This is a genomic window from Paraburkholderia sp. PREW-6R (genome assembly GCF_039621805.1).
In the GTDB taxonomy this organism is placed as follows: domain Bacteria; phylum Pseudomonadota; class Gammaproteobacteria; order Burkholderiales; family Burkholderiaceae; genus Paraburkholderia.
On record NZ_CP155073.1, the window covers coordinates 3,030,183 to 3,055,323 of the forward strand.

Annotated in this window: 26 protein-coding genes and 1 tRNA gene; 9 read left to right on the forward strand and 18 right to left on the reverse strand. The window is 60.6% G+C overall.

Annotated elements, in window-relative coordinates; all coding sequences use genetic code 11:
* Positions 1-5 precede the first annotated feature (5 nt).
* Positions 6-605, forward strand: a complete 600-nt coding sequence (locus AAGS40_RS13295; RefSeq protein ID WP_345811912.1) for a UbiX family flavin prenyltransferase — start codon at positions 6-8, stop codon at positions 603-605.
* Positions 606-788: 183 nt separating this feature from the next.
* Entirely contained in the window at positions 789-1,574 is a 786-nt protein-coding gene (locus AAGS40_RS13300; protein ID WP_345811913.1) for a class III extradiol ring-cleavage dioxygenase, read from the forward strand.
* Between the two features lie 127 nt (positions 1,575-1,701).
* Here the strand turns inward: AAGS40_RS13300 and AAGS40_RS13305 are convergent, their stop codons facing one another.
* Positions 1,702-3,297, reverse strand: a complete 1,596-nt coding sequence (locus AAGS40_RS13305; protein ID WP_345811915.1) for an APC family permease — start codon at positions 3,295-3,297, stop codon at positions 1,702-1,704.
* 483 nt (positions 3,298-3,780) lie between these two features.
* Here AAGS40_RS13305 and AAGS40_RS13310 point away from each other — a divergent pair, with 483 nt between their 5' ends.
* The gene (locus tag AAGS40_RS13310) at positions 3,781-3,984 is read left to right on the forward strand and encodes a cold-shock protein (protein ID WP_007180251.1); all 204 of its coding nucleotides are present in this window, start codon (positions 3,781-3,783) and stop codon (positions 3,982-3,984) included.
* Between the two features lie 112 nt (positions 3,985-4,096).
* Here the strand turns inward: AAGS40_RS13310 and AAGS40_RS13315 are convergent, their stop codons facing one another.
* A complete protein-coding gene (locus AAGS40_RS13315; protein ID WP_345811918.1) occupies positions 4,097-5,350 on the reverse strand; it encodes an Hsp70 family protein in 1,254 nt (417 codons plus the stop codon).
* Between the two features lie 189 nt (positions 5,351-5,539).
* On the opposite strand from AAGS40_RS13315, the gene AAGS40_RS13320 reads away from it, so the two are divergent.
* On the forward strand, positions 5,540-7,069 hold the full coding sequence (locus AAGS40_RS13320) for an MFS transporter (RefSeq protein ID WP_345811920.1): 1,530 nt from the start codon (positions 5,540-5,542) through the stop codon (positions 7,067-7,069).
* Between the two features lie 53 nt (positions 7,070-7,122).
* Here the strand turns inward: AAGS40_RS13320 and AAGS40_RS13325 are convergent, their stop codons facing one another.
* Both AAGS40_RS13325 and AAGS40_RS13330 read right to left on the reverse strand, forming a co-directional pair.
* Positions 7,123-7,716 carry a nitroreductase family protein gene (locus AAGS40_RS13325; RefSeq protein WP_345811922.1) on the reverse strand — a complete coding sequence of 198 codons (594 nt, stop codon included), beginning with the start codon at positions 7,714-7,716 and terminating at the stop codon, positions 7,123-7,125.
* Between the two features lie 202 nt (positions 7,717-7,918).
* A complete protein-coding gene (locus tag AAGS40_RS13330; protein ID WP_345811924.1) occupies positions 7,919-9,202 on the reverse strand; it encodes an MFS transporter in 1,284 nt (427 codons plus the stop codon).
* Positions 9,203-9,352: 150 nt separating this feature from the next.
* Between AAGS40_RS13330 and AAGS40_RS13335 the strand changes: the two genes are divergently transcribed.
* Together AAGS40_RS13335 and AAGS40_RS13340 are read left to right on the forward strand one after the other, a co-directional pair.
* The gene (locus tag AAGS40_RS13335) at positions 9,353-9,994 is read left to right on the forward strand and encodes a TetR/AcrR family transcriptional regulator (RefSeq protein WP_345811926.1); all 642 of its coding nucleotides are present in this window, start codon (positions 9,353-9,355) and stop codon (positions 9,992-9,994) included.
* A 108-nt stretch (positions 9,995-10,102) separates the two neighbouring features.
* Positions 10,103-10,654: a DUF1415 domain-containing protein gene (locus tag AAGS40_RS13340; protein WP_345811928.1), complete on the forward strand. Its 552-nt coding sequence runs from the start codon at positions 10,103-10,105 to the stop codon at positions 10,652-10,654.
* 52 nt (positions 10,655-10,706) lie between these two features.
* Here the strand turns inward: AAGS40_RS13340 and AAGS40_RS13345 are convergent, their stop codons facing one another.
* A complete protein-coding gene (locus AAGS40_RS13345) occupies positions 10,707-11,549 on the reverse strand; it encodes an SAM-dependent methyltransferase (protein WP_345811929.1) in 843 nt (280 codons plus the stop codon).
* A gap of 382 nt (positions 11,550-11,931) precedes the next feature.
* Between AAGS40_RS13345 and AAGS40_RS13350 the strand changes: the two genes are divergently transcribed.
* Together AAGS40_RS13350 and AAGS40_RS13355 are read left to right on the forward strand one after the other, a co-directional pair.
* On the forward strand, positions 11,932-12,252 hold the full coding sequence (locus AAGS40_RS13350) for a DNA-binding protein (RefSeq protein WP_345811930.1): 321 nt from the start codon (positions 11,932-11,934) through the stop codon (positions 12,250-12,252).
* A 367-nt stretch (positions 12,253-12,619) separates the two neighbouring features.
* The gene (locus tag AAGS40_RS13355; protein ID WP_345811931.1) at positions 12,620-13,888 is read left to right on the forward strand and encodes a TIGR03862 family flavoprotein; all 1,269 of its coding nucleotides are present in this window, start codon (positions 12,620-12,622) and stop codon (positions 13,886-13,888) included.
* Positions 13,889-13,930: 42 nt separating this feature from the next.
* Here the strand turns inward: AAGS40_RS13355 and AAGS40_RS13360 are convergent, their stop codons facing one another.
* The 8 genes from AAGS40_RS13360 to AAGS40_RS13395 form a co-directional block, all read right to left on the reverse strand.
* Positions 13,931-15,055, reverse strand: coding sequence for a class I SAM-dependent methyltransferase (locus tag AAGS40_RS13360; RefSeq protein ID WP_345811932.1), 1,125 nt, complete (start codon positions 15,053-15,055; stop codon positions 13,931-13,933).
* 794 nt (positions 15,056-15,849) lie between these two features.
* A tRNA-Thr gene (locus AAGS40_RS13365) sits at positions 15,850-15,925 on the reverse strand.
* 19 nt (positions 15,926-15,944) lie between these two features.
* Complete coding sequence (locus AAGS40_RS13370) at positions 15,945-16,454, reverse strand: ClpXP protease specificity-enhancing factor (RefSeq protein ID WP_345811933.1); 510 nt, start codon at positions 16,452-16,454, stop codon at positions 15,945-15,947.
* Positions 16,455-16,534: 80 nt separating this feature from the next.
* On the reverse strand, positions 16,535-17,146 hold the full coding sequence (locus AAGS40_RS13375; protein WP_006052302.1) for a glutathione S-transferase N-terminal domain-containing protein: 612 nt from the start codon (positions 17,144-17,146) through the stop codon (positions 16,535-16,537).
* Between the two features lie 97 nt (positions 17,147-17,243).
* Entirely contained in the window at positions 17,244-17,999 is a 756-nt protein-coding gene (locus tag AAGS40_RS13380; RefSeq protein WP_345811934.1) for a cytochrome c1, read from the reverse strand.
* 22 nt (positions 18,000-18,021) lie between these two features.
* The gene (locus AAGS40_RS13385; protein WP_345811935.1) at positions 18,022-19,401 is read right to left on the reverse strand and encodes a cytochrome bc complex cytochrome b subunit; all 1,380 of its coding nucleotides are present in this window, start codon (positions 19,399-19,401) and stop codon (positions 18,022-18,024) included.
* Positions 19,401-20,021 (reverse strand): ubiquinol-cytochrome c reductase iron-sulfur subunit, encoded by a 621-nt coding sequence (petA, locus tag AAGS40_RS13390; protein WP_345814403.1) that lies wholly within the window; start codon positions 20,019-20,021, stop codon positions 19,401-19,403. The genes AAGS40_RS13385 and petA overlap by 1 nt, the downstream gene beginning before the upstream one ends.
* Positions 20,022-20,252: 231 nt before the next feature.
* Entirely contained in the window at positions 20,253-20,999 is a 747-nt protein-coding gene (locus AAGS40_RS13395) for a Nif3-like dinuclear metal center hexameric protein (protein WP_345811936.1), read from the reverse strand.
* A gap of 19 nt (positions 21,000-21,018) precedes the next feature.
* On the opposite strand from AAGS40_RS13395, the gene AAGS40_RS13400 reads away from it, so the two are divergent.
* Positions 21,019-22,242, forward strand: coding sequence for a Do family serine endopeptidase (locus tag AAGS40_RS13400; protein WP_345811937.1), 1,224 nt, complete (start codon positions 21,019-21,021; stop codon positions 22,240-22,242).
* A 161-nt stretch (positions 22,243-22,403) separates the two neighbouring features.
* Here AAGS40_RS13400 and tatC read toward each other — a convergent pair whose 3' ends face one another.
* The 5 genes from tatC to AAGS40_RS13425 form a co-directional block, all read right to left on the reverse strand.
* Positions 22,404-23,183, reverse strand: coding sequence for a twin-arginine translocase subunit TatC (gene tatC, locus AAGS40_RS13405; protein WP_345811938.1), 780 nt, complete (start codon positions 23,181-23,183; stop codon positions 22,404-22,406).
* 34 nt (positions 23,184-23,217) lie between these two features.
* A complete protein-coding gene (tatB, locus tag AAGS40_RS13410; RefSeq protein WP_345811940.1) occupies positions 23,218-23,760 on the reverse strand; it encodes a Sec-independent protein translocase protein TatB in 543 nt (180 codons plus the stop codon).
* A gap of 39 nt (positions 23,761-23,799) precedes the next feature.
* Positions 23,800-24,039, reverse strand: coding sequence for a Sec-independent protein translocase subunit TatA (gene tatA, locus AAGS40_RS13415; RefSeq protein WP_345811941.1), 240 nt, complete (start codon positions 24,037-24,039; stop codon positions 23,800-23,802).
* 233 nt (positions 24,040-24,272) lie between these two features.
* Positions 24,273-24,638, reverse strand: coding sequence for a histidine triad nucleotide-binding protein (locus AAGS40_RS13420; protein ID WP_345811942.1), 366 nt, complete (start codon positions 24,636-24,638; stop codon positions 24,273-24,275).
* Positions 24,639-24,718: 80 nt separating this feature from the next.
* Positions 24,719-25,114, reverse strand: a complete 396-nt coding sequence (locus tag AAGS40_RS13425; RefSeq protein WP_345811943.1) for a hypothetical protein — start codon at positions 25,112-25,114, stop codon at positions 24,719-24,721.
* Between the last annotated feature and the right edge of the window lie 27 nt (positions 25,115-25,141).

The window sequence follows — 25,141 nt, forward strand, 5'->3', positions numbered from 1 at the left end:
AAGCCATGGAAACACGCGCTGCGGTGCCACGCCGGCTGATCGTCGCGATCACCGGCGCGACCGGCGCCATTTACGGCATCCGGCTGCTCGACACGTTGCGCAAGCTCGGCGGCGTCGAAAGTCATCTGCTGATTTCCAGCGCAGGCTGGCTCAACATCCAGCACGAACTCCAGTTGAGCAAGGAAGACGTGCATCCGCTCGCGGATGTCGTCCATTCGGTGCGTGACGTCGGCGCGAGCATTGCATCCGGCTCGTTCGCCACCGAAGGCATGATCGTCGCGCCCTGCTCAATGAAGACGCTTGCGAGCGTCGCTCACGGTTTCTCCGACAACCTGATTACGCGCGCCGCCGACGTGACGCTCAAGGAACGTCGCCGCCTCGTGCTGATGGTGCGTGAAACACCGTTCAATCTCGCGCACCTGCGCAACATGACGGCCGTCACCGAAATGGGCGGCGTGATCTTTCCGCCGCTTCCCGCCTTCTACAATCAGCCTGCGTCGATCGACGAGATGGTCGATCACAGCGTCGCGCGCGTGTTGGACCTGTTTGCGCTCGGACCGACGATGTCGCCCGCGTGGGCTGGACTGCGGGACGCGCAAGGCTAGACTCGCCGCAGCTTGCCGCCACACCACTAGCGTGACACGCAGGGGCGTGCGGGAGCGCGTCGCGATTCCAAACATCCGCGACACAATCAAATCCGTTTTCGGCCGTTTATGGAACGGTGGTGCGCGCCTATATTGGTAGCAACCGAACTTTCGCGCGACGCAACCCGCAGTCGCGCCGCCACCATGACCCGTCTGCCTTCGCTATTTCTATCTCACGGCGCGCCGACGCTGCCGATCGACCCTTCGTTGCCGTCGGGCGAGTTCGCGGTGCTGAGCGCGCAGCTGCCGCGTCCGGAAGCCGTGCTGCTACTGTCCGCCCACTGGGGAACGACGCGGCCCGTAGCCAGTACCTCGGCCAAACCGGAGACGATTCACGACTTCTACGGCTTTCCGCGTCAGTTGTACGAGATTCAGTATCCGGCGCCGGGCGCGCCCGACGTCGCCCGTCGCGCGGCCGTACTGCTCGCTGAAAGCGGGATTCTGTCCGACGTGCAGCCGCACGGACTCGACCACGGCGCATGGGTGCCCATGCTCCTGATGTTTCCGGACGCCGACGTGCCGGTCGCGCAGCTGTCAATCCAGCCGAATCTGGACGCGGCGCATCATTTCCGGGTCGGTCGTGCATTACGCGCGCTGAAGGCCGACGGCGTCATGGTGATCGGCTCCGGCCAGATCACGCACAACCTGCGCGCTGCGGACTTCTCCGCGCGTCCGGAAGACGCTGATCCACGCGTCGCGGAGTTCACCGACTGGTTCGAAGAGAAACTGGCCGCGCATGATCTGGACGCGCTGCTCGACTATCGTCGTCAGGCGCCTCACGCCGTACTCATGCATCCGACCGACGAGCATCTTCTGCCGGTCTTCGCCGCATTGGGCGCCGCGGACGACGATTACTCGCTCGCGATCCAGTCGCTCGGCACCTATCAGCGGTCGCTCGCCATGACGAATTACGTGTTCGGCACCGCCTGACAACCGGACGCGCGTTAAGTCGAATCGCTGCACGCCGCCAAATGAAAAGCCCGCCTGAGCTTCCACTCAGACGGGCTTTTTTCTATCAGCCGGACCGAAATCCGGCAGCAGATTCAAGCGCGAAAACTTAATGGGCGTTGATCCCTTCGAGCACTTCGTCGTGTTCGGCGCGCTCGTCCAGATAGTCCGAGCGGTAACCGCTGTGAACGCCCCAGTAGTAGAACGCCAGCGAGAACGCGATCACGACGAGCATGTCCCAGCCGTACGGAATGATGTCGCGGCCACCAAACTGCTTGCTGCCGATGACCGACAGAACCGCCATGACCGGCAGATACGCGACCAGCCACCAGGCGGCCTTCAGATCGCGTCCCCAGCCGGCGAAACCCGACTTCGCCTGGAAGTAAAAGTAGACCGGCAGCGCAACGACCATCAGCAGAATGATTTCGCCCGTGAGCGGCCACTTCGCCCAGTACAGGATTAGCGACGCGCAGACGAACGCAAACGGCGCGATGATATTCATACCGGCGATATGCAGCGGGCGCTCGAGATCCGTCGCCGCGCGGCGCAGCGCCATCAGGCTGATCGGGCCAGTCAGGTACGAGATCACCGTCGCAACCGAGATCACCGCCGCGAGCGAGCTCCAGCCACGGAAAAAGAACATGAAAATGAACGACACGAGCAGGTTGAACCACATCGCTTGCCGCGGCACGCCGTAGAACGGGTGCACGTTGCCGAACATCTTCGGCATCGTGTTGTTGCGCTCCATTGCGTAGATCATGCGGCTCGTGGTCGCCATGTAGGTCGTGCCAGTGCCGCTCGGGCTGACGAATGCGTCCACATAAAGCAGGATGGCGAGCCAGTTCAGATTCAGCGCGATCGCCAGCTCCGCGAACGGTGAAGCGAAGTTGAAGTGGCTCCAGCCCTTCATCACGTCGCCCGGGCTCACCGCGCCGATGTAGGCGATCTGCAGCAGTACGTAAATCACCAGCGCGAGCAGAATCGAGCCGATCACCGCGAACGGTACGCTCTTTGCAGGATTGCGCGCTTCACCGGCCAGGTTGATCGGGCTTTGGAAACCGTTGAACGCAAACACGATGCCGCTCGTTGCGACCGCAGTCAGCACCGCTGACCAGCCGTACGGCGCAAACGTGCTGACTTCACCGAAGTTTTCTTTATGGAAGCCGGTCAGCATCAGGCCAAGAATGGTTGCGCCCGGAATCACAAACTTGAAGACCGTAATAGCAGAATTGGCACGCGCGAACAGTTTTACGCCCCAGTAATTCAGCATGAAATAAACGATCACCAATGCCGCCGACAACAATAACCCAGTACTGGTTAATGATCCGTCGACGAATAGCGCATGCGCCCAAGGGTAAGGCCACGTGCTCATATATTGAATGGACGCTTCCGCTTCGATTGGAATCACCGAGACAATTGCGATCCAGTTGGCCCATGCGCTGATGAAGCCGACCAATGCGCCGTGCGAATAGCGCGCGTATCGGACCATACCGCCGGACTCCGGGAACATCGCGCCAAGTTCGGCATAGGTCAGTGCAATCGCGAGAATCACGACCGCGCCGATCACCCATGCACATATCGCTGCAGGACCGGCAATCTTTGCGGCCTTCCAGGCGCCGAACAGCCAGCCCGATCCGATGATCGAACCCAAGCCCGTCAGCATCAGCGCGACCGGCCCGATGTTCCGTTGTATAGAACTATTCACGTCTTCTCCTTGTAGGCCTGTCGGCGCCTGACGCCGGGTCCGTGCCTATGCAAAATTACAGCTGAATCATGTCGGCACCGCCTACGCTTTGCGGCAGTAAGACAGGTGACGTTCACGATCGCGACGTTCCTGACTTGAGCAGGTGCAACCGGCGCGCGGCGCGTAGTTTAACGGTTGCACCCTGTCGATGCAGCGAAAGTTAGGGTTCTCCCTAGTAAGAATTTCAGATAAATTAGGACGGGCCGCAAGCTTTGTAAGCAATTTTTACGCCTGCTCGCAAAAAGATCGTAAAGATGGCGCCGGATGGTTGACCTTCTCCCGAAATCGCCGTATAACGTTCGGGCAGGATTTCAAGCGGCGAGTGAATTGGTCTTTCGTAGTTCGCCCATCAACGGTACTCCGGTTGGTCCCATTACCCCCTTCCTTGATTTTCATGCACCCTCTGGGCTTCGGCCTTATTCACCATCTTTAGGAACAAGTAATATGGAAACCGGTACCGTCAAGTGGTTCAATGACGCTAAGGGCTTTGGCTTCATCACGCCGGACGGCGGCGGCGAAGATCTGTTCGCGCATTTCTCGGAAATCCGCACGGAAGGCTTCAAGACGCTGCAAGAAAACCAAAAGGTCACGTTTGAAGTCAAGACGGGCCCGAAGGGCAAGCAAGCTGCTAACATCAAGCCGGTGTAAGCAGGCAGGCTTCCTTCTGGACGCAAAAAAACCCCGCCTCGGCGGGGTTTTTTATTATTACCACAACTGCAGACGGTGATTATCTTCGCAGTATGCGACTGGTAATCGGCGGTTATCCAAACACCCGCCGCGCGTGAATACCCAAGCCGGTTGCAACGCTCGCGAGACGGTCGCCAAATACCGCTTTCGCATCGGGAAAGGCTGCCGCCAATGCGCCGGATAAAAACGCCAATCCGGTCGAGCCACCGGTGAAGTAAATCGCGTTCACATCGCGCGGCGCAACGCCGGCGGCCTGCACCGTATCACGCGCCGCCTGCACGATTCGCAGCGTTTCTTCATGGCCGGCTTTGATCAACTGCGTTTCGTCGAATGCGAGTCGCAGGTCATCTTCCACTTCGTCGAGATCGATCACGGTCTCGCCGCCCGCCGCGACGCCGATTTTCGCCTCTTCCGCATGCGCTGCCAGGGCGTGCCCCAGGCGCCGGTTCACGACGCGCATCAACCGGTCGTGATGCTTGGTCTCGGTGAACAGATGCCGCATGAGCGCGAGTTCGCTGACGCGCTTGGGCGCGTAGACGGTATTGATCAGATGCCAAGTCGCCAGATCGAAATAGACGCGGTTCGGGATTTCGCGACCTTCGGGATCGAGCGCCTGATAGCCGAGTTCGCGCAGCACCGTCGTCAATTCGACGCGGCGGTCGAAATCCGTGCCCGCGACGTGTACGCCATGATGCGCGAGCACGTCATCCTTGCGCTCGACGCGCTTCATTCGATCCGGCCCGACGCGCACCAGCGAAAAGTCCGATGTACCGCCGCCAATATCGGCCACCAGTACAAGCCCTTCTTCCGTCAGATGCGATTCGTAGTCGAACGCGGCGGCGATCGGCTCGTACTGGAAGTGAATGTCTCTGAGCCCCACCGAGCGCGCCGCCGCCTCGAGTTGCTGTTGCGCCATGCGATCGGCACGCGGATCGTCGTCGACGAAAAAGACCGGGCGGCCCAGCACCGCGCGGCTGATCGCGCCCCCTGCGCTTTTCTCGGCTGAGCGCTTCAGATGGTCGATGAAGATGGCGATGACTTCGGTGTACTTGATGGCCGAGCCGTTACCGAGGTCGGTGGAATTCTCGGCAAGCGGCGATCCGAGAATGCTCTTCATGGAGCGCATCAGGCGTCCATCATAGCCGTCGATGTACGCGGCCAGCGCCGCGCGCCCGAACTCGCGGGTGTTCTCGTCGGTGTTGAAGAAAACGGATGTGGGCAGCGTGGTGTACGCGCCTTCGACCGGCGCGAGTTTCAGCGCGCCGTCGTGGTTGGGCACGGCGACAGCCGAATTGGAAGTACCGAAGTCGATCGCGCAATAGTTCATGGCAGGAATCGCCGCTCACGGCTGGCGCGGACAGAAAGGGGAGCGGCTTTGTATCACGAAAGTCCGACCAGCATCAACTGAGGCTTTTGCGGTGCCCGCAACCACGCAAAAGCCCGGCACAACGGAACAAAACTTGCTCTTTTCGACAGGATACGCCGCCAATGAACCATCTTCAGGAGAGTTGAAGCAATGAGCGCGCCGCCCACCGCCGCAGCACACGATAAAAACGCCGGCGTGGTCGAAACCGACCTGCCTTCACGCCTCGATCGCCTGCCGTGGGGCCGCTTCCACTCGCTGATCATCGTGGCCTTGGGTGTGACGTGGTTACTCGATGGCCTAGAGGTGACGCTGGCAGGCGCGGTAGCCAGCGCGTTGAAATCGAGCCCGGCGTTGCGCTTTACCAACGCCGATGTGGGACTCGCCGGGAGCGCGTACATTGCCGGCGCAGTGATCGGTGCACTCGGCTTCGGGTGGCTCACCGACCGCCTGGGGCGCCGCAAGCTGTTTTTCATCACGCTTGCGCTTTATCTGGCGGCGACGGCGGCCACCGCGCTGTCGTGGAATCTGACCACGTTTCTGCTGTTCCGTTTTCTGACAGGCGCAGGCATAGGCGGCGAATACACCGCGATCAACTCGACGATTCAGGAATTCACCCCGGCAAGAGTGCGGGGCTGGACCGATCTTGGCATAAACGGTACGTTCTGGATCGGCGCGGGTCTGGGCGCGGCCGGCTCGCTAGTGTTGCTGGATCCGGGCCTCCTGCCGGCCGACTGGGGCTGGCGTGCATGCTTTTTTATCGGCGCGGTGCTGGCGCTGGCCATTTTGCCGATGCGCATCTGGGTGCCGGAAAGCCCGCGCTGGCTGCTCACACACGGCGACGCGCAAGAAGCCCGCACGATCGTCGAAGGGATCGAAGCACGCTTTCGCAAAGAAGGCCACGTGCTCGCAGACGATGAGCTGAAACCGCTACGCCTGCGTGCCCGCGATCACACGCCTCTGCGCGAGGTGTTCGACACGCTGTTTAACGTTCATCGCCGCCGCGCGCTGGTCGGTCTGTCGCTGATGACCGCTCAGGCGTTCTTCTACAACGCGATTTTTTTCACCTACGCGCTGGTGTTGACCGACTTCTATCACGTGCCGGGCGACCATATCGGCTGGTATCTGCTGCCGTTCGCGCTGGGAAATTTTCTTGGGCCGCTACTTCTCGGCCGTCTGTTCGACGTCATCGGACGGCGCAAGATGATTGCCGCGACGTATGGGATGTCGGCGCTTCTGCTGACCATCAGCGGCTACCTGTTCGAGCAGCAGATGCTCACCGTCGTTACGCAGACAATCGCGTGGATGGTGATTTTCTTCTTTGCGTCAGCGGCGGCGAGTTCAGCGTATCTGACCGTCAGCGAGTCGTTCCCGCTCGAAATCCGCGCGCTGGCCATCGCGGTGTTCTATGCGTTTGGCACGGCGCTCGGCGGCATCGTCGGCCCGGCTTTTTTTGGGCGCCTGATCGACTCGCATCAACGTGGCGAAGTGTTCGTCGGCTATCTGGTCGGCTCGGCGCTCATGTTGGGCGCAGCCGTCATCGCGGCGATCTGGGGCGTGGATGCCGAGCGCAAATCGCTGGAATCCGTCGCTGCACCGCTTTCCAGCGTCGCCGGGGACGCGCCTGACACGAACCGCGCGAGCGCCGGAAACACCGCAAGCGCGGCCAGCGGCGTGCAATAAAAAACGCGCGGCTCGACGCCGCGCGTTGTCACTTCTGTCGCTCAAGCAGAAATTCAGAACGCCTTTTTCCACCCGCCGGCGTAGGCGATATCAGCGAGCGGCAAACGCTGGCGCACCGACTTTTCGCGCTCGCGCAACACCGGATCCAGTTTGTCGATGTCGCCATAGTGGCCGAGCGAAATGATCGCGATGACCTCGACGTCGTCAGGCAGCTTGAATGCGGCGCGGAACGCATTGGGGTCAAAGCCGCTCATCTGGTGCGCGGCAAGCCCGAGCGCATGCGCCTGCAGAACCAGCGACATCGCCGCGGCGCCCGCGTCGTACTGAGCGGTGCGGTTGACTTCGCCCTTCGTATTCAGCGTGTGGGCGGTCACCGCGATCAGCACCGGCGCCGGCGCATTCCAGCCCTGATTGAACGGCACCAACGTGGCGAATGCCTGCTTGAACGACACTTCGTCGACGCTGCGGTCGAACACGAGAAAACGCCACGGCTGGACGTTGTACGAAGACGGCGCCCACCGTGCCGCTTCGAGTACGGCGTGCAGCTGGTTGCGGCTGATCGGCTCGCTCGAATACGCGCGCGGGCTCCAGCGGCCGGCAATCAACTCGTGAATGGCAACTTCGGTAGGGGCGGGTTTGTTGAACATGCTCTCTTCTCTCGGTCGGAATTCATGAACGGCGGGCAGCGGCCCGGGCCACATAGCATAACCGGGCTTGGTCGCGCATGCTCCAACAAACGAGCAGTTCGTTTTCGCTGCGCATGCAAAAGAAAACGGCCCCGTTCGGGGCCGTCCGCCTGTTGCAGCGCTCGTGGCCATGTCATGCCCACACGCTTCGCCTAGCGCGCATTCACACTGTCTGAGGTTCGGGCACTTTGGCCGGCCGGTTGATTCGCAGCACGATAAAAGCAGCGACGATGCACAGGCCGCCCGAGATCATCGATGCCACCGTGTATGTGCCGAGGCTCGCGCGCAGCATGCCGGCGCCGAGTGCTGCGAAAGCTGCGCCGAGCTGATGGCCGGCCACAACCCAGCCGAACACGACGGGCGCCGATTCCTTGCCGTAGACGTCGGTTGCAAGACGCACGGTGGGCGGCACGGTTGCGATCCAGTCGAGCCCGTAGAACACGGCGAAAAGCGGCAATCCGAAGAAGTCGATGCCAAACGCGTGCGGCAGATACATCAACGAAAGCCCGCGCAGCCCGTAGTACCAGAACAGCAACACGCGGCTATTGAACCGGTCCGAGAGCCAGCCCGACAACGTCGTGCCGAACAGATCGAAGACGCCCATCGCGGCGAGCAGCGACGCGCCTTGCACTTCGGTCATCCCGTAGTCGCCGCACATCGCGATCAGGTGAGTGCCGATATACCCATTCGTGCTTGCACCGCAAATGAAGAAGCTGAAAAACAACAGCCAGAAATCGCGCGTCTTACTCGCCATGGCGAGCGTGCCGAACGCAATGGCAAGCGGATTCTGCTTCGTGACGGTGGTGGCGATCGGCGAATCGGCCGGCTCGCCATAGGGGCGCAGTTCAATGTCGGCCGGGCGTTCCGGCAGGAGAAACGCCACGAGCGGCAACACGATTGCTGCCGCGACGGCCACCACCCATACGACCTGACGCCACCCGTGGTGCTCGGCGATGGCGGCAAGCATCGGCAGGAACACGAGTTGGCCGGTCGCGGAACTCGCGGTAAGCAGCCCCATGACGAGGCCGCGACGCGTCGTGAACCAGCGCGTGACGACGGTTGCCGACAGCGACAAGGCCGCGACGCCCGTGGAGCCGCCCACCATCACGCCCCAGATCAGCACCATTTGCCAGGGGTGCGTCATCAGCGAAGACAAAGCGACGCCCGCCGCCATCGTGGCAAGCGCGGCCAGCAACGTCGGACGCACGCCGAAGCGCTGCATGGCCGCCGCTGCGAACGGCCCCATCAACCCGTAAAGCGCGATGTTGACAGAAATGGCGAGCGAGATCGTGGCGCGGCTCCAGCCGAACTGGTGTTCCAGCGGCACCATCATCACGCTCGGCGTAGCGCGCGTGCCGGCCGCGGCGAGCAGCACCAGAAACACCACTGCAACGGTCAACCAGCCGTAGTGGAAACGTCCGCCAATCAGTCTCGCAGCCCAGTTCATTGGTTCTCCAATCGGCGCCTGTCCCGCAGGCGGCTCGCATTGATACGACTTCATTAAGGGACTTGTGACAGGTCAGTCACAATAGTGTTGCGATGGTAGTGACCGCTCTGTAACATGTCAAGGTGTCAAATTCAGTCAAGGCGGTCGCGTATGTCGAACCACGAAACCTCAAGGCCAGCGAGCGTGCGCCGACCACGCATCGCGCCGACGTCCGGCGCTCAGGCGCAGCAGCATCTGCTCACAGCCGCGGAACACCTGTTTTATCGGGAAGGCGTACGCGCGGTAGGAGTCGACGCTGTCGTCGAGCGGGCCGGCGTGAACAAGATGAGCTTGTATCGTCAATTTTCGTCGAAAGACGATCTGGTTCTCGCCTATCTGAAGCGCAAGGATGAAAGCTTTTTTGGCTACGTCGAGCGAAGCTTTGCGAAGCATCCCGGCGAGCCCGCGAAACAGCTTCAGCAATGTTTCGATGATCTGGCGATGCGCGCGTCGGTGGACGATTATCGCGGCTGCCCGTTCGTCAACGTGGCCTGCGAGTTTCCGGAGATCGATCATCCCGTGCGGCAATTCGTGTCTGACAACAAGGCGCGGCTGCTCGCACGGCTGAACGAGCTGGCAACTGCGGCCGGTGCAGACGACCCGGCGGCCCTGGCCGATGCGCTCGGTTTGCTGATTGAAGGCGTGTACGCGGCCAGTCAGACTTACGGGCCGGGTTGCGGCCCGATCCTGGCCGCGCCGAAAATCGCTGCGCGCCTGATCGCCGCCGCTTGCGCTCCGGCAAACGTAGGTTGAATTTCGTGGCGAAGGCGTTTCCGCAGTAGCCCGGCTAGTTCGCGGTCTAACGCTGCAACGGTTCGTCGGCCTTAAAATGGCGCTTTCCTTTCATTGCCGCCGTCCGCCATGTCTTCGCCTGATTCTCACGATGCTGTGATTGCCTTGACCCGTCACTGGCTGACGCACGCGGTCATCGGTCTGAACTTGTGTCCGTTTGCGAAGGCGGTCTACGTGAAGGAGCAGATCCGCTACGCAGTGAGCGACGCCACCGACATGGAAGGCGTGCTGACCGACCTCGAAGCCGAACTTCAAACGCTCAAGGCGGCCAGCGCTGACGAGATAGATACGACGCTTCTGATCCTGCCTCGAGCGCTCCCCGACTTTCTCGACTACAACGACTGCCTGTTTTTCGCTGACAGAATGCTTAAGCAGCTCCGGCTGGAAGGCGAAATCCAGGTGGCGAGCTTTCATCCGCTTTATCAATTCGAAGATAGCGAGCCGGACGATATCGAGAACTACACGAATCGCGCGCCGTATCCGATCCTGCATTTGCTGCGTGAGGACAGTATCGAGCGCGCCGTCGACGCATTTCCGGACGCCGAGGCCATTTACGAACGCAATCAGGAAACCTTGCGCCGCATCGGCCTTGCCGGGTGGAACGAGCTGATGAAGCGCTAGACGCGCCGGCGCGTGTTCATGGCAGGCGCACAGCCCACTCGTGGACGCTCACTTAGGCTGGAACGAAAAACCGCTCTTTCAGTTCCTCGATGCCGAGCGTGGTCATGACCTCATTGAGCCGTTCGGCCGGCCGCCGGCGCGGCAGATCCTTGAACTGGGCAATGATCAACTCGTTTTTCATCGAATGTTCCCAGCCCACCAACTCAGTCACGCTGACCTGATAGCCGTGCGCCTCGAGCTGCAGACAGCGCAGCACGTTCGTAATCTGACTGCCGAATTCGCGAGTGTGGAGTGGATGCCGCCAGATTTCTGTGAGTGCGTTGCCGAGCGATTTGCTCTTGTTCTGACGCAGTACGCCCGCCACCTCCGCCTGGCAGCACGGTACGACCACGATATATTTCGCGCGCCTTTGCAGCGCGAAGCGAAGTGCGTCGTCTGTTGCCGTATTGCACGCGTGCAGCGCCGTGACAATGTCGATTTCGGCCGGCAGGCGGTCTGACGTGATGGATTCCGCCACCGACAGATTCAGGAACGACATTCCCTTGAAACCGAGCCGTTCGGCGAGCTCTTCGGAGCGCGCGACCAGTTCTTCGCGGGTTTCAATGCCATATATGTGCGAAACACCACCCGCGGCATCCTGAAACTCCTTGAAGAACAGGTCATACAGGATAAAACCTAAATATGACTTGCCGGCGCCGTGATCGACCAGCGTCACGCTGCCCTGCGTGTCTTTGAGATCCTTCAATAAAGGCTCGATGAACTGGAAGAGGTGGTACACCTGCTTGAGCTTACGGCGGCTGTCCTGGTTCATCTTGCCGTCGCGCGTCAGGATATGCAGTTCCTTGAGCAATTCGACAGACTGATTAGGGCGGATATCGTGAGTTTTGCTGGCCATCGTACAGAGCCACCCAAGTTTGCAACGCGAACGTGCGACAGGTGACGGAAGAAAGGAAAAGTTGCTGTCAGTTTACCCAAAGTGCGACTCGCTCACAGAAAGTGCGCGCCACACCTGCAAGAAATGCCGAAAACCTGGAACACTTCATGCTCGATGAGCGGTACGCGAAGTTCCGTGGAAACGGCATCACAGTAGAAGCGCGACGGCCGGGGCCGATGGCAAAGGAGTCGCGTCCATAACAACAGACTGCCGGCCGCAGCTTGGATCACGCGAACCGAAAGCATGTGGGGAGGCCGGTCCGGGAACACGGACCGAACGTTACGTAACCAGCAGCGCGCCGCGATCATAACGGACGTGCGCTCGGAAAATAGAAGAGGCTGCGATGAACACCGTACCCAACGGAAATGTTGAACAGAAATTTCAGGAAATGCTGGCGAAGCTGACCGCCACACCCGCGTGGTCGGAAAAGCAGCAGATCGAATTGGAAATGGCCCGCGACATCTCGACAGAAATGTTGCGTCTCGCCGAGGCAATGCGTGACGGCAGCGTCGACATGGAAACCTGTCTGACCATGCTCAAGTACGCGAAAGTACTCGACTTCGTGATGACGACACTCGCATCCCGGCGCGACATCAAACCGCAAACGCTGCGGGTCATCTTCAAGCTGGCCGGCCTCAAAGTGGACGAAGCTTACCCGGGCTGAGGCCGCCTGCCTGGCAGCACGCCGCGCGGGCGACGGATGTCGTCGCTCGTACGGCTGACCTTTTCGCTTGCCGTCTCGGGCGCGAGTGTGATTGCTTCGGCTCGCGTGAGAGGTGCTTATGACGCGACGCTTGCCGTTCTTGCGCCAGTAGCGCAACGACCCGTTTAAGCGCGAGATCCGCTGCAATCGGGCGACTGCGTCTATCTCGCCGGCGGTGCGGCGCGCTCGTCGAGCGATAAACCGCCTTTGCGCCGTTTTGCTTCCGTTTGCCCCGCACGGCGCGTAATGTGAAAATGGCGCCCTTCGTGCTCGCCGGTTCGTCCCATGTCACCGCGCGTGCTGCCATTTCTGCTACCCGCAGGTCCGCATGTCATCCTCGTTCGAATCCGCCCGCGTTGCCGTAATTGGCGGCGGCCCTGCCGGTTTGATGGCCGCCGAGGCGCTGTCGCGCCAAGGCGTCCAGGTCGACGTCTATGACGCGATGCCGTCCGTCGGCCGCAAGTTTCTGATGGCGGGCAAAGGCGGCATGAATATCACGCACTCGGAGCCGCTCGAGCCCTTCCTCGACCGCTACGGCAAGCATCGCGACCTCATTGCGCCGCTGCTCGAAACGTTCGGTCCCGACGCGTTGCGGGCATGGCTGACTGACTCGGGCGTGGCAACGTTCATTGGTAGCTCGGGACGCGTTTTCCCGACCGACATGAAAGCGGCACCGATGCTTCGTGCGTGGCTGCACCGGCTGCGAGAAGCGGGCGTGCAGTTTCATATGCGTCACAAATGGACCGGCTGGGCCGACGATGATGTTGAAAACGCGCTCACGCTGCGCTTCGCGGCACCTGACGGAGAACGGATCGTGGCTTGCAACGCCGTCGTTTTCGCGCTCGGCGGCGCAAGCTGGCCACGGCTCGGCTCGGACGCTTCCTGGGTCCCGCTGTGGCAAGCTCGCGGCATCCCGGTCGAGCCTTTGCGGCCGGCGAACTGCGGCTTCGATGCAGACTGGAGCCCTTATCTGCAGGCACGCTTCGCAGGCCAGCCGATCAAGCCGGTCGCCATTTCCCTCACCGATGTAGACAAAAATGTCCACAATCGACAAGGTGAAATACTTTTGACGGAAACGGGCCTTGAAGGGAGCCTGATTTATGCGTTGTCAGCGGCGATTCGCGAGCGCATTCTTGCCGACGGCGAGGTGACCATCACGCTCGATCTGGCGCCAGGCCTGGCGTTGGAGCGTGTCGTCGCCGAGGTCACACGTCCGCGCGGCTCGCGCTCAATGTCGACGCACCTGCAAGGCCGGATCGGCATAAGTGGCGTCAAACTGGCTCTGCTGCACGAGGTTCTGTCGAAGGAAACGTTCGCCGATGCGCATGGTCTCGCGCACGCCATCAAGGGATTGCCGGTGCGCCTGACGCGTGCTCGCCCGATCGAGGAAGCAATCAGCACCGCTGGCGGCGTTTCATTCGAAGCGCTGAATTCGCAGCTGATGGTCAGGCACTTGCCGGGCGTTTTTTGCGCTGGCGAGATGCTCGACTGGGAAGCGCCAACCGGCGGCTACCTGCTTACCGCGTGTTTCGCCAGCGGGCTAGCGGCGGGACGCGGGGCGCTCGCCTATCTCGCCGCGCGAGGCGCGGCGGTCTGACCCGGAACAGGTCACGCCGCACTGCGCCGCTGCACGCGCTGACTAGCGGGCCTTGACTCTCCACAACGTCGTCATTTCGGCGGATCGTGCGGCGTGCAGCGCATCGGTTTCATCGGTCGATTTGGGATGCCGCGGGCGAATGTCGTCCCGACCCACGACCGTCAGTCCGGCTTTCTCGATCGCCTCCAGCAACCAACCACGCGTACGCAAGCCCAAATGCTCGGCGAAATCCGACATGATCAGCCAGCCCTCGCCGCCAGGCGAAAGATGCCCGGCGAGACCGTCCAGAAAACCCAGCAGCATCCGGCTTTCCGGATCGAAGATCGCATATTCGATCGGTGACGCCGGCCGTGCCGGCAGCCACGGCGGATTGCAGACCACGAGCGGCGCGCGTCCCTCCGGAAAAAGATTCGCCTCGATGACGTCGACCTGCTGACCGTAACCCAGCCGGGTGATGTTCTCACGAGCGCAGGCCAGCGCGCGCGGGTCCTGATCGGTCGCGATGATTTCCTTCACGCCGCGCTTCGCCAGTAACGCGGACAGCACGCCCGTACCCGTGCCGACGTCGAACGCCTTGTTCAGCGACGGCAGCGGCGCGCGCGCGACGAGGTCCACGTATTCACCGCGCACCGGCGAAAACACGCCGTAGAACGGATGGATACGTTCGCCCAGCGCGGGAATCTCGACACCCTTCTTGCGCCATTCGTGCGCGCCGATCAAACCTAGCACTTCGCGCAGCGACACCACGGACGGCTCGCCAGTCGGCGGCCCGTATGTTTCGATGCACGCCTGCCGCACGTCCGGCGCGCGTCGCAGTGGAATGGCGTATTCGGCGTCGAGCGGCACCAGAATCATGCCGAGCGTGCGCGCGCGCTGCGACTGCGCCTGCCTGTGCAGATTGAAAGCGTCGAGCGGTGAGTCGCCCTGCTTGCGCGGCTTGCGCTCCAGCCGTCGTGTGACTGCTTGCAGCAACTGGCGTGCGTTCTGGAAGTCGCCGTTCCAGAGCAGCGCCGTGCCTTCGCTTGCCAGCCGGTAGGCGGAGTCGGCGGTAGTCCGATCGTCGGCGACGATAACGCGTCTGGGTGGAGGCACAGAAGCTTCGGAGCGCCAACGTGCGCTACGGGGACCGTCGGCCTCGGGCCAGGTGATCGATGCGGGGCTGTTCATGTTCGGGTGGGAAGGGTGTGGCGGGGATGAAGCGATCGATCGGCACAGGGACGAGCTTGACGCCGGTACTGCGCCAGGCGCCGGGGTCCGGGAGTCGTCACCGACTGACGCCCGCATGGTACCCCGCGTGCCTGTCTCGCGGTGCGCAATTCGACTCGTCGCCGGTGACGCAACCGTTAGAACTGACGATGCAGACAAAAAAGTCCAAAATAGACAAGGTGAAAGAGATCTGGCAATTTTGGGCGGCCCCGCGTCTCACCATCCAGGTTACACCAGTGCGCAGGCATAGCGATCAGCGCTCTTTAAAGTTGGAAATAACGCAAACCGTGTTTTTTCGAACACGCAGATTAATGACTCGATTTATGCAGTATGCATACAATGCCGGCGCTTAATAATGAAACGACCAACGCCCATTCGGCTGCGATTCGCGGCTTATAATGGACACGCGGATTAAGCAGCGTTATAGTGCATCCCAACAATCGGGATTAAAACCGTCAAAAGAACCTGAGAGACCAGCCACGGTGCGGCATTCAAACCAATACAACGCCGAATCACTGCATTGCCGGCTGCGGGTGCGATTGCGCCCGCAGCCCTTATTCTTTTTAAACGCGCCCATATTAATCGCATGTCTAACTTGCCTTTCCACGCTCTTAACCTTAGGCACCGTCAAGTGCATGCTTTCAGCGACCAGCGAGTCGGTTAATTAACAATTTTCCGAAGTCGCGGATAGCAGATCAAAAACTTCCAATAAAAAACGGGGTTTCTGACTGAACAGAAACCCCGTTTCGTACTACTGGTGCCGGCTGCAGGACTCGAACCCGCCACCTCATGATTACAAGTCAAGCGCTCTACCTGATGAGCTAAGCCGGCATGAGGCCGTGATTCTACTTCATTTCACGATCTTAAGGCGAGCCCTTCCGCCAGCTTTTGTTCCATCGTCATCGGGTTGGGTGTCATCCGGGGAGCGATCGTCTTTCGCCGTCACGCTTTCCGCCGAAGACGGCTCGACGGCACGCGGAGCAGCCGGGGTGTCGCTTTCGTCCGCAAACTCGGCATCGGCGCCCGAATCCTGCGCCTCGCCGCCTGCCGACTCGACCGGGAACGCCATCCCCTGCCCGTTCTCACGCGCATAGATTGCGAGAATATTGCTGATCGGCACCTCGATCTTGTGCGACTTGCCGGAGAAACGCGCGCTGAACTCGATCCACTCGTTGCCCATTTGCAGCTGGCTCGTGGCCTCGAAGCTGATGTTCAACACGATTTCGTTGTCACGGACAAACTGACGCGGCACGCGCGTCTGGTTGTCGACCCGGACTGCGATGTGGGGCGTATAGCCATTATCCGTACACCACTCGTACAACGCGCGCAGCAGGTAAGGCTTGGTGGAAATCTCTTGCATCAACAGTCCTCTAGCCGGGCGCGGGCCCGCGCAAATTCAGGCGCGCGGCGCCCTTGCCGTGAGTCAAACCCAGGCCAATCTCAACGACGCATCACCTTTTCCGACGGTGTCAGCGCTTCGATATACGCCGGGCGGCTGAAAATGCGCTCCGCGTACTTCATCAGCGGCGCGGCGTTCTTGGACAACTCGATGCCGTAGTGATCGAGACGCCACAGGAGCGGCGCGATCGCAACGTCGAGCATCGAAAACTCCTCGCCCAGCATGTATTTGTTCTTCAGGAAGATCGGCGCGAGCTGCGTCAGCCGGTCGCGGATGGCCAGACGCGCCTTCTCGTGATTCTTCTCCGCGGCCTTGCCCTTTTCGTTTTCCAGCGTGCCGACGTGAACGAACAATTCTTTCTCGAAGTTGAGCAGGAACAGGCGAGCGCGGGCGCGCTGCACCGGATCGGCCGGCATCAGCTGCGGGTGCGGGAAGCGCTCGTCGATATATTCGTTGATGATGTTCGACTCGTACAGAATCAGGTCCCGTTCGACGAGAATCGGCACCTGACCGTACGGATTCATCACGGCGATGTCTTCCGGCTTGTTAAACAGGTCGACGTCGCGGATCTCGAAGTCCATGCCCTTTTCGAACAACACCAGCCGGCAGCGCTGGGAGAACGGGCAAGTTGTGCCGGAATACAGAACCATCATGATTTACGTTTCCTCAAAAAGCTGAAAGGCCAGCGCGCGGAAAAACCGTTCAGCAGGTTTCTCCTGGCGCCGGCCCCACGCCGGATGAACGGCGTGATTATTTGATATGTTTCCAGTACGCGGCGTTCAGTCGCCAGGCGAAAAAGCTCAGGATACCGAGGAACATCAGCACCCACACGCCAAGCTGCTTGCGGGTCTTCTGCGTTGGTTCGGACATCCACGACAGGTACGACACGAGGTCGGCCACAGCAGAATCATAATCTACCGGCGACATCGTCCCCGGAGTGACCTGCTGGTAGCCGACGAACTTGTGCACGGTCTCGCCGGTTTTTTCGTCGGTTTCGTCACCGAATTTCGCTGTACGTTGCCCCTGAAGCTGCCACAGCACGTGAGGCATGCTCACGTTTTCATACACCAGATTGTTCCAGCCTGTCGGCCGCGTATCGTCGCGATAAAAACTGCGCAGATACGTGTACAGCCAGTCTTTGCCACGTGCCCGCGCCTCCACCGACAGATCCGGCGGGCTCGCGCCGAACCACGCTTTCGCGTCGTCCGGGCGCATGGCCACGGTCATCGTGTTGCCGACCTTGTCGGTGGAAAACAGCAGATTCGCCTGAATTTCGGCCGGCGTAATGCCCAGATCGGTCAGCCGGTTGTAGCGCATCAGATTCGCGCTATGGCAATTCAGGCAGTAGTTTACAAACAATTGCGCGCCATGCTGCAAAGAAGCGAAATTTTCCGCGTTATCGGGCGCGCGGTCGAGAGGGAAATTATCGTCCGCGTGCACCGGAGCGCCCAGCACCGCAAGCAGTGTCGCGCCGATCAGCGCGCACTTCGTCAGCAGTCTTTTCATTTAGTGTTCTCCTGGCTCGCGATTAGTGAGGCTTGAACCGCACCCGTTCCGGCGGCTGCCTGAACCTCCCAAGCCTCGTCCAGAAGGGCATGCCGAGGAAAAACGCGAAGTAAATCAACGCGCAGATCTGCGCGATCAACGTCGACGCTGGCGACGGCGGTTTGGTGCCGAGAAAGCCCAGCGTCAGGAACGCGATCACGAAAATCCCGTAGAACACCTTGTGAAAAAACGGCCGGTAACGAATCGACTTGACCGGCGAGCGGTCGAGCCACGGCAGGAAAAACAGCGAAATCACCGCGCTGCCCATCACCACCACGCCCCAGAATTTCGACTCGGTGAAGGCCATGGCCAGAATCACCAGCACGGCGAGGACCGGCAGACCGATTTTCCACTTGCCGCGCGCGCGCACCAGCGCGAGCAGCCCAAGCAACGCGATGACGACCATCAGCACGATCTTGAAGGGATCCGTCGTGGCACGCAGCATTGCGTAGAACGCGGTGAAGTACCAGACCGGCGCAATTTCGGGCGGCGTTTGCAGCGGGTTGGCCGGCACGAAGTTGTTCGCTTCGAGGAAGTAGCCGCCCATCTCCGGCGCGAAGAAAATGATCGCGGCAAAGATAAGCAGGAACACTGACACGCCCATGAAGTCGTGTACCGAGTAGTACGGGTGAAACGGAATGCCGTCGAGCGGAATGCCGTCCGGGTCTTTCTTCGCCTTGATTTCGACGCCGTCCGGATTGTTCGAGCCGACTTCATGCAGCGCGACGAGGTGCGCCACCACCAGCCCGAGCAGCACGAGCGGAATCGCGATCACGTGGAACGCGAAGAAACGGTTCAACGTAACGTCCGACACCACGTAGTCGCCGCGAATCCACAGCGACAGGTCCGGCCCGATGAACGGGATCGCCGAAAAGAGATTCACGATCACCTGTGCGCCCCAGAACGACATCTGCCCCCACGGCAGCAGGTAGCCGAAGAACGCCTCGGCCATCAGACACAGGAAGATTGCGCAGCCGAAAATCCACACCAGCTCGCGCGGCTTGCGATACGAGCCGTACATGAGGCCGCGGAACATGTGCAGGTACACGACCACGAAGAACATCGACGCGCCCGTGGAGTGCATGTAGCGAATCAGCCAGCCCCACGGCACTTCCCGCATGATGTACTCGACCGACGAGAACGCGAGCGTCGAGTCGGGCTTGTAGTTCATCGTGAGGAAAATGCCGGTGACGATCTGATTGACCAGCACCAGCAGCGCGAGCGACCCGAAGAAGTACCAGAAGTTGAAGTTCTTCGGCGCGTAGTACTCGGAAACGTGCTTTTTCCAGGTGGACGTGAGAGGAAAACGCCGGTCGATCCAGCCGACCAGCCCGGTCGTCTCTACTTCATGTTCGATCGCCATTACGCTTCTCCTTTCTCGTCCTTGCCGATCACGAGGCCGGTGGCCGACGTGAACATGTAGGGCGGAATGTCGAGATTCTGCGGCGCGGGTTTGTTCTTGAAAACGCGACCGGCCATGTCATAGGTCGAACCGTGGCAAGGACACAGGAAGCCGCCTGGCCAGTCGTCTGGAAGATTGGGCTGCGGCCCCTCCTGGAAGCGTGGCGTCGGCGTGCAGCCCAGGTGGGTGCACACGGCAACGGCGACGAAAAGGTTCTTGTGGTCCGTGCGCGAACGGAACTCGTTGTTGCAGTACGCCGGCAACGGCATCGAAAACGGATTTTTGGTGTGGGGATCGGCTACTTCATTGTCGGCTTTCTGGACATCGGCCAGCATCCTGTCGGTGCGGTTGATGATCCATACCGGCTTGCCGCGCCAGGCCACGGTCTTCATGTCGCCGGGCTTGAGATCACTGATATCGACTTCGACCGGGGCGCCTGCTGCCTTGGCCTTTTCAGATGGTGCAAACGAACTAACAAAGGGTATAACGGTGGCCACGCCTCCCAGGCCACCCGCTGCGGTCGTCGCTATCAGCCAGGTACGGCGGCTGCCGTCGACGCGTTCATCTTCCTTGTCTCGCATCACACGCCCCACTTCTGAGTTGGATTTTTCCTTCACGTCGCTTCTACCGACGCTAGTTTGCGCGAATGGAGTCGCCATTTACAAGGGCTCACTACCAAAAACCGTGCGAAGCCCTTGATAAATCAGGGTTTCTCCGTACGGATCGAAGACTTTTTTGCGCGCCCTTTTAAGTGCTTTCTTCGTTATTCGTGTCTTTTTCTTCGGTAATGCGTTTTATGTGAATCCTGCCATTCAAACCGGATTAGGAATATCGATAAAAACGTGTTCGATATCGAATTGCTCGGACAGGTGCTTACCCAACGCCTGCACACCGAAGCGCTCCGTCGCATGATGGCCGGCGCCGACGAAAGCCACCCCGCTTTCCGCCGAGGTATGCATGACCGACTCCGACACCTCGCCCGTCAGATACACGTCTGCACCGGCGGTGATGGCGGCGTCGAACATGCCTTGCGCCGCGCCCGTGCACCACGCGACGCGACGCAATTCCCCGTCAGGATCGCCGAACACGAGTGGCGCGCGGCCCAGCGTCTGTTCGATTTCGGCAGTGAGGTGCGACAGTGTGATCGGCATCGGAAACGTGGCGAGCCAGCCCAGGTCGTTTTCGCCGAAGCGCGCGTCGCTGATCCAGCCCATCTTCGCGCCGATTTGCGCGTTGTTGCCGAACTCGGGATGATCATCGAGCGGCAGGTGATACGCGAAGAGGTTCAGGTCGTTGCCGAGCAGCAGTTTCAGGCGCGCGTATTTACGGCCTGTGATCTGCGGTGCTTCGTTGCGCCAGAAGTAGCCGTGGTGGACCAGCACCGCGTCCGCGCCCCAGTCGAGCGCGGCTTCCAGGAAGGCCACCGACGCAGTCACGCCGGTCGCGAGGCGGTTCACTTTGCGACGCCCCTCGACCTGCAGACCATTGGGGCAGTAGTCCTTGAAGCGCGCGGTTTGAAGGAGATTGTTCAAGTACAATTCGAGTTCGATCCGATCCATATATTCCTCTAGTCTTCAGATGCTTAGACGCTTTTGGCTGTTCTTTGCCCAAGCGGTGACCGTGCTGTTGGCGCTGATGTTCATCATCGCGACCCTCAAACCGCAGTGGCTCCAGCGTCAAGGGCAGTTCGGCAAGCAGCTTGCCGAACCGATCGTGGCCCTGCGCGAAGTCGCGCCGGGAATCGGCAGCGGCCCTGCTCAGGCGTCCTATGCGGACGCGGCGCAAAAGGCGATGCCGGCGGTCGTCAACGTGTTCTCAAGCAAGGATGGCTCGCTGCCGCCCGACCCGCGCGCCAAAGACCCGTTATTCCGCTACTTTTTCGGCGACAAGAACAACCGCAAGCAGCAGGAGCAACCCGCAGCCAACCTCGGCTCGGGAGTGATAGTGAGTTCGGAAGGTTACATTCTAACGAACCAGCACGTCGTGGACGGCGCCGATCAGATTGAAATCGCACTGGCCGACGGGCGCACCACCAACGCCAAGGTCATCGGCGTCGATCCCGAAACGGATCTGGCCGTGCTCAAGGTGAACATGACCAATCTGCCCACCATCACGCTCGGCCGCATGGACCAGACGCGCGTGGGCGACGTGGTGCTTGCGATCGGCAATCCGTTCGGTGTCGGGCAGACGGTGACCATGGGCATTGTGAGCGCGCTCGGGCGCAATCACCTCGGCATCAACACATTTGAAAACTTCATTCAGACCGACGCGGCAATCAATCCGGGCAACTCGGGCGGCGCGCTGGTCGATGTGAACGGCAATCTGCTCGGCATCAACACAGCGATTTATTCGCGCTCCGGTGGCTCGCTGGGCATTGGCTTTGCGATTCCCGTGTCGACGGCTCGAAGCGTGCTCGAAAGCATCATCACGACGGGTTCGGTCACGCGCGGCTGGATCGGCGTGGAGCCGCAGGATGTCACGCCGGAGATCGCGGAGTCGTTCGGGCTCGACCAGAAGTCGGGGGCGATCGTTGCGGGTGTGCTGAAAAACGGGCCTGCAGATCGTGCGGGTATCAAGCCGGGTGACATCCTGCTAAGTGTGAACGGCCAGGAGATCACCGACACCACGCGTCTATTGAACGTGATCGCGCAGATCAAGCCCGGCACGTCCGCGAAGGTACATCTGGTACGCAAGAGCCGTGAGCTCGATCTGGATGTGATGATCGGCAAGCGGCCACCACCGCCCAAGCAGCAGCCTGATGATAATGGCGGCGGCGGTGATCAGGACGACGATGGCGGCTAACGCGTAACGCCGCGCCGATGCTATGTAGAACAGCACCCCGTCTTCATCATCCGTTTTCGCACATCACGATCTTGCGTGCATCTTCGACGCATAGCAAAAGGGCAGTTCGGAATGAACTGCCCTTTTGCATGAGAAACAGTAAGACCTGAACCGCAAGCCGCTTAATCCGGCGCGCTGGCGTCTTGAATGGCCACGGGTTGTTTGCCTACGATCAACCGCGCCGCGATAATCCCCGCCTCGTAAAGCACAATCAGCGGCACCGCCAGAATCAGCTGCGAAAACACGTCCGGCGGCGTCACGACGGCGGAAATCACGAATGCGCCGACAATGACATACGGCCGAATTTCCTTGAGCTTTTTCAGCGTGACCAGATTCATGCGCACCAGCAACACCACCACGATCGGCACTTCGAACGTCACGCCGAACGCAATGAACATGGTCAGCACGAAGCTCAGATAATTGTCGATGTCCGTGGTCATTTCCGCGCCGAGCGGCGCGTTGTAATGCGCCATCACGCGGAAAATGGTCGGAAACACCACGAAGTACGCGAACGCCATGCCGCACAGGAACAGCGTATAGCTGCTCCCGACCAGCGGACCGACAAGCTTTTTCTCGTGCTGATACAGACCTGGCGCGACGAATGCCCAGATCTGATACAGCACGATAGGCAGCGCAATCACGAAGGCGACCATCATCGTCACTTTCATCGGCACGAAGAACGAGCCGGTGACGTCGGTGACGATCATCTTGCCGTCCTTCGGCAGATTCTGCATGAGCGGCCGCGCCAGCAGCCGGAAGATATCCGGCGCCCAATACACGAGCCCGACAAACACCACGATGACTGCAAGGCCCGCGCGAATAATACGGTCGCGCAATTCAACGAGGTGGGAAATGAAGGTCTCTTCAGTGCCTTCGTTATGGGTTTGCTGGGGGTCGCTCACGCCGGCCCTCGGTTAGAGATTGTCGTTCTGATCATCAGAAAAACCGCGTCGGACGACGCAGGGTGGCCGGCGTATGCCGCGCGACGCGCGCCGCGCCGGACTGCACGCGCGTGCGACGCGTGGTGGCTCGCTTATACCAGGTGGGCATGGCCGTTTGCCTGACGCGCCAGTTCTTGCGTTTGGGCGCAGAAGCAGGCGTGCTGGTCGGCCACGAGGTTTGGCCGATGCTGTTACTGGCGCTGTTGCCGACGTCTTCGAGCGCGCCGCCGGCAATGCTTGGCGACACAGACGTGCCCGAATTCCACGCGTCGTTCAGTTCGCTTTGGTGCTTGCGCAGATTTTCCTGAACGGTGTTTTCGACATGGCTCGCCGCCGATTCGAACTCGGTTTTCATCCGACGCAGTTCGTCGAGTTCAATTTCGCGGGTGACTTCGGACTTCACGTCGTTGATATACCGCTGCGCGCGGCCGAACAGCGCGCCGGCCGTTCGGGCGACGCGTGGCAGGCGCTCAGGCCCGAGTACGACCAGCGCGACGACGCCGATCAGCGCCATCTTGGTTAGACCGAGGTCCAGCATGAAGTGAAATGTCCGTCAGTTACGCGGGTGAACCGCGGCTTAGCGGTAATCGCTGGAACGCGGCGTCTTTTCCTTCGCTTCGACGTCCACCGCGCCGTTGCGCGGCAGTTCGCGCTGATGCGCTTCGCCGGTTGGGTCGTCGGCGTCTTTCATGCCCTCTTTGAAACCCTTCACCGCGCCGCCCAGATCGGTGCCGATATTGCGCAACTTTTTCGTGCCAAACACGAGTGCGACGATCAACAACACGATCAACCAATGCCAGATACTCAACGAACCCATGACAACTCTCCTTGACCCCCACCGCACCCAGATGCGGCGAATTCGTGCGCCTTGCGGCGTGACTTGAAGCGCTTACGCTCCATCTATACGTTGCAGCGCCTCTTCCGATTCAACCCGACGCGGAATGCCATTGTGACCAGACGATCGCGTCGGCAAAATTACAACGCCTTAAAAACAACGGCCGCGTGATCGGTGCGACCCGGGAGATGGAACCGCGCCCGTCTCCTCGCCTGTCAGCCCATTCTCTGCCACGGCCGCGGTCCGGCGAGAATGTGCGCGTGAATGTGATACACCTCCTGCCCGCCGCCGGGACCGGTGTTGATCACCGTGCGGAACCCGGTTTCGCCGCCTGTGTACGCCACGCCCAGCTGTTGCGCCAGCCGCGCGACCAGAACAAGCATTCTACCAAGCAGCGGCGCATCGCTTTCGCCGCAATTCGAGAGGGTCGCGATGTGCCTGCGCGGGATGACCAGCACGTGCGTTTCTGCGGCCGGATGAATGTCGCGGAAAGCGACGAACTCTTCGTCCTCGTGGACTTTGGTCGACGGGATTTCGCCGGCGGCGATCTTGCAGAACAGACAGTTCGGGTCGTGGCTCATCGTATTCCTGATGCTATCGGACTAAGTTGCAACGCCAGCGCCGCAGGTTCATAAGCGTTTCCGTAATAATCAGACGAAACTCAGAACCATGCACGCGGATTCGCAAGCGGCTTGTTATCGTACAGATACAGCCAGCCTTTGATAATACGGTACAACATCCAGATGCTAACTGCCCATAGCACCGGAACGCCAATCACCACGAACAACAGCGCGATACCGATAGCGTAACCAATCAGTGCCATCCAGAAAGAGCGGATCTGCCATTCGAAATGCGCTTCGTAAGGCGTGCCGACCGTGTCGGACCGTTTGACGTAGTTGATGATGATCGCAATCAGAATGGTGAGCCCACCCGTTAGCCAGTGGACCGCGTAGAGCGCATACAGCACGTGCGTCAGCGTGCGCAGACTGCGCTCGCGCTCCGGCTCGAGCGCGTTGCGATAGACCGGCGGTGGGTAGCTCTCGTGCGACTGTTCCATGCTTGCGTCCTCCCGGGGTGCGCTCAG

Excerpts from the sequence above, each read along its gene's own strand:
- AAGS40_RS13335 (WP_345811926.1), top strand. The coding sequence starts at position 9,353 with ATGTCGAACCACGAAACCTCAAGGCCAGCGAGCGTGCGCCGACCACGC.
- AAGS40_RS13420 (WP_345811942.1), bottom strand. The coding sequence starts at position 24,638 with ATGAGCCACGACCCGAACTGTCTGTTCTGCAAGATCGCCGCCGGCGAA.
- AAGS40_RS13320 (WP_345811920.1), top strand. The coding sequence starts at position 5,540 with ATGAGCGCGCCGCCCACCGCCGCAGCACACGATAAAAACGCCGGCGTG.
- AAGS40_RS13350 (WP_345811930.1), top strand. The coding sequence starts at position 11,932 with ATGAACACCGTACCCAACGGAAATGTTGAACAGAAATTTCAGGAAATG.
- AAGS40_RS13295 (WP_345811912.1), top strand. The coding sequence starts at position 6 with ATGGAAACACGCGCTGCGGTGCCACGCCGGCTGATCGTCGCGATCACC.
- AAGS40_RS13325 (WP_345811922.1), bottom strand. The coding sequence starts at position 7,716 with ATGTTCAACAAACCCGCCCCTACCGAAGTTGCCATTCACGAGTTGATT.
- AAGS40_RS13395 (WP_345811936.1), bottom strand. The coding sequence starts at position 20,999 with ATGGATCGGATCGAACTCGAATTGTACTTGAACAATCTCCTTCAAACC.
- AAGS40_RS13330 (WP_345811924.1), bottom strand. The coding sequence starts at position 9,202 with ATGAACTGGGCTGCGAGACTGATTGGCGGACGTTTCCACTACGGCTGG.
- AAGS40_RS13385 (WP_345811935.1), bottom strand. The coding sequence starts at position 19,401 with ATGGCGATCGAACATGAAGTAGAGACGACCGGGCTGGTCGGCTGGATC.
- tatA (WP_345811941.1), bottom strand. The coding sequence starts at position 24,039 with ATGGGTTCGTTGAGTATCTGGCATTGGTTGATCGTGTTGTTGATCGTC.
- AAGS40_RS13340 (WP_345811928.1), top strand. The coding sequence starts at position 10,103 with ATGTCTTCGCCTGATTCTCACGATGCTGTGATTGCCTTGACCCGTCAC.
- AAGS40_RS13345 (WP_345811929.1), bottom strand. The coding sequence starts at position 11,549 with ATGGCCAGCAAAACTCACGATATCCGCCCTAATCAGTCTGTCGAATTG.
- tatB (WP_345811940.1), bottom strand. The coding sequence starts at position 23,760 with ATGCTGGACCTCGGTCTAACCAAGATGGCGCTGATCGGCGTCGTCGCG.
- AAGS40_RS13310 (WP_007180251.1), top strand. The coding sequence starts at position 3,781 with ATGGAAACCGGTACCGTCAAGTGGTTCAATGACGCTAAGGGCTTTGGC.
- AAGS40_RS13380 (WP_345811934.1), bottom strand. The coding sequence starts at position 17,999 with ATGAAAAGACTGCTGACGAAGTGCGCGCTGATCGGCGCGACACTGCTT.
- AAGS40_RS13400 (WP_345811937.1), top strand. The coding sequence starts at position 21,019 with ATGCTTAGACGCTTTTGGCTGTTCTTTGCCCAAGCGGTGACCGTGCTG.
- AAGS40_RS13300 (WP_345811913.1), top strand. The coding sequence starts at position 789 with ATGACCCGTCTGCCTTCGCTATTTCTATCTCACGGCGCGCCGACGCTG.
- AAGS40_RS13425 (WP_345811943.1), bottom strand. The coding sequence starts at position 25,114 with ATGGAACAGTCGCACGAGAGCTACCCACCGCCGGTCTATCGCAACGCG.
- petA (WP_345814403.1), bottom strand. The coding sequence starts at position 20,021 with ATGCGAGACAAGGAAGATGAACGCGTCGACGGCAGCCGCCGTACCTGG.
- AAGS40_RS13355 (WP_345811931.1), top strand. The coding sequence starts at position 12,620 with ATGTCATCCTCGTTCGAATCCGCCCGCGTTGCCGTAATTGGCGGCGGC.
- AAGS40_RS13375 (WP_006052302.1), bottom strand. The coding sequence starts at position 17,146 with ATGATGGTTCTGTATTCCGGCACAACTTGCCCGTTCTCCCAGCGCTGC.
- AAGS40_RS13360 (WP_345811932.1), bottom strand. The coding sequence starts at position 15,055 with ATGAACAGCCCCGCATCGATCACCTGGCCCGAGGCCGACGGTCCCCGT.
- AAGS40_RS13370 (WP_345811933.1), bottom strand. The coding sequence starts at position 16,454 with ATGCAAGAGATTTCCACCAAGCCTTACCTGCTGCGCGCGTTGTACGAG.
- AAGS40_RS13315 (WP_345811918.1), bottom strand. The coding sequence starts at position 5,350 with ATGAACTATTGCGCGATCGACTTCGGTACTTCCAATTCGGCTGTCGCC.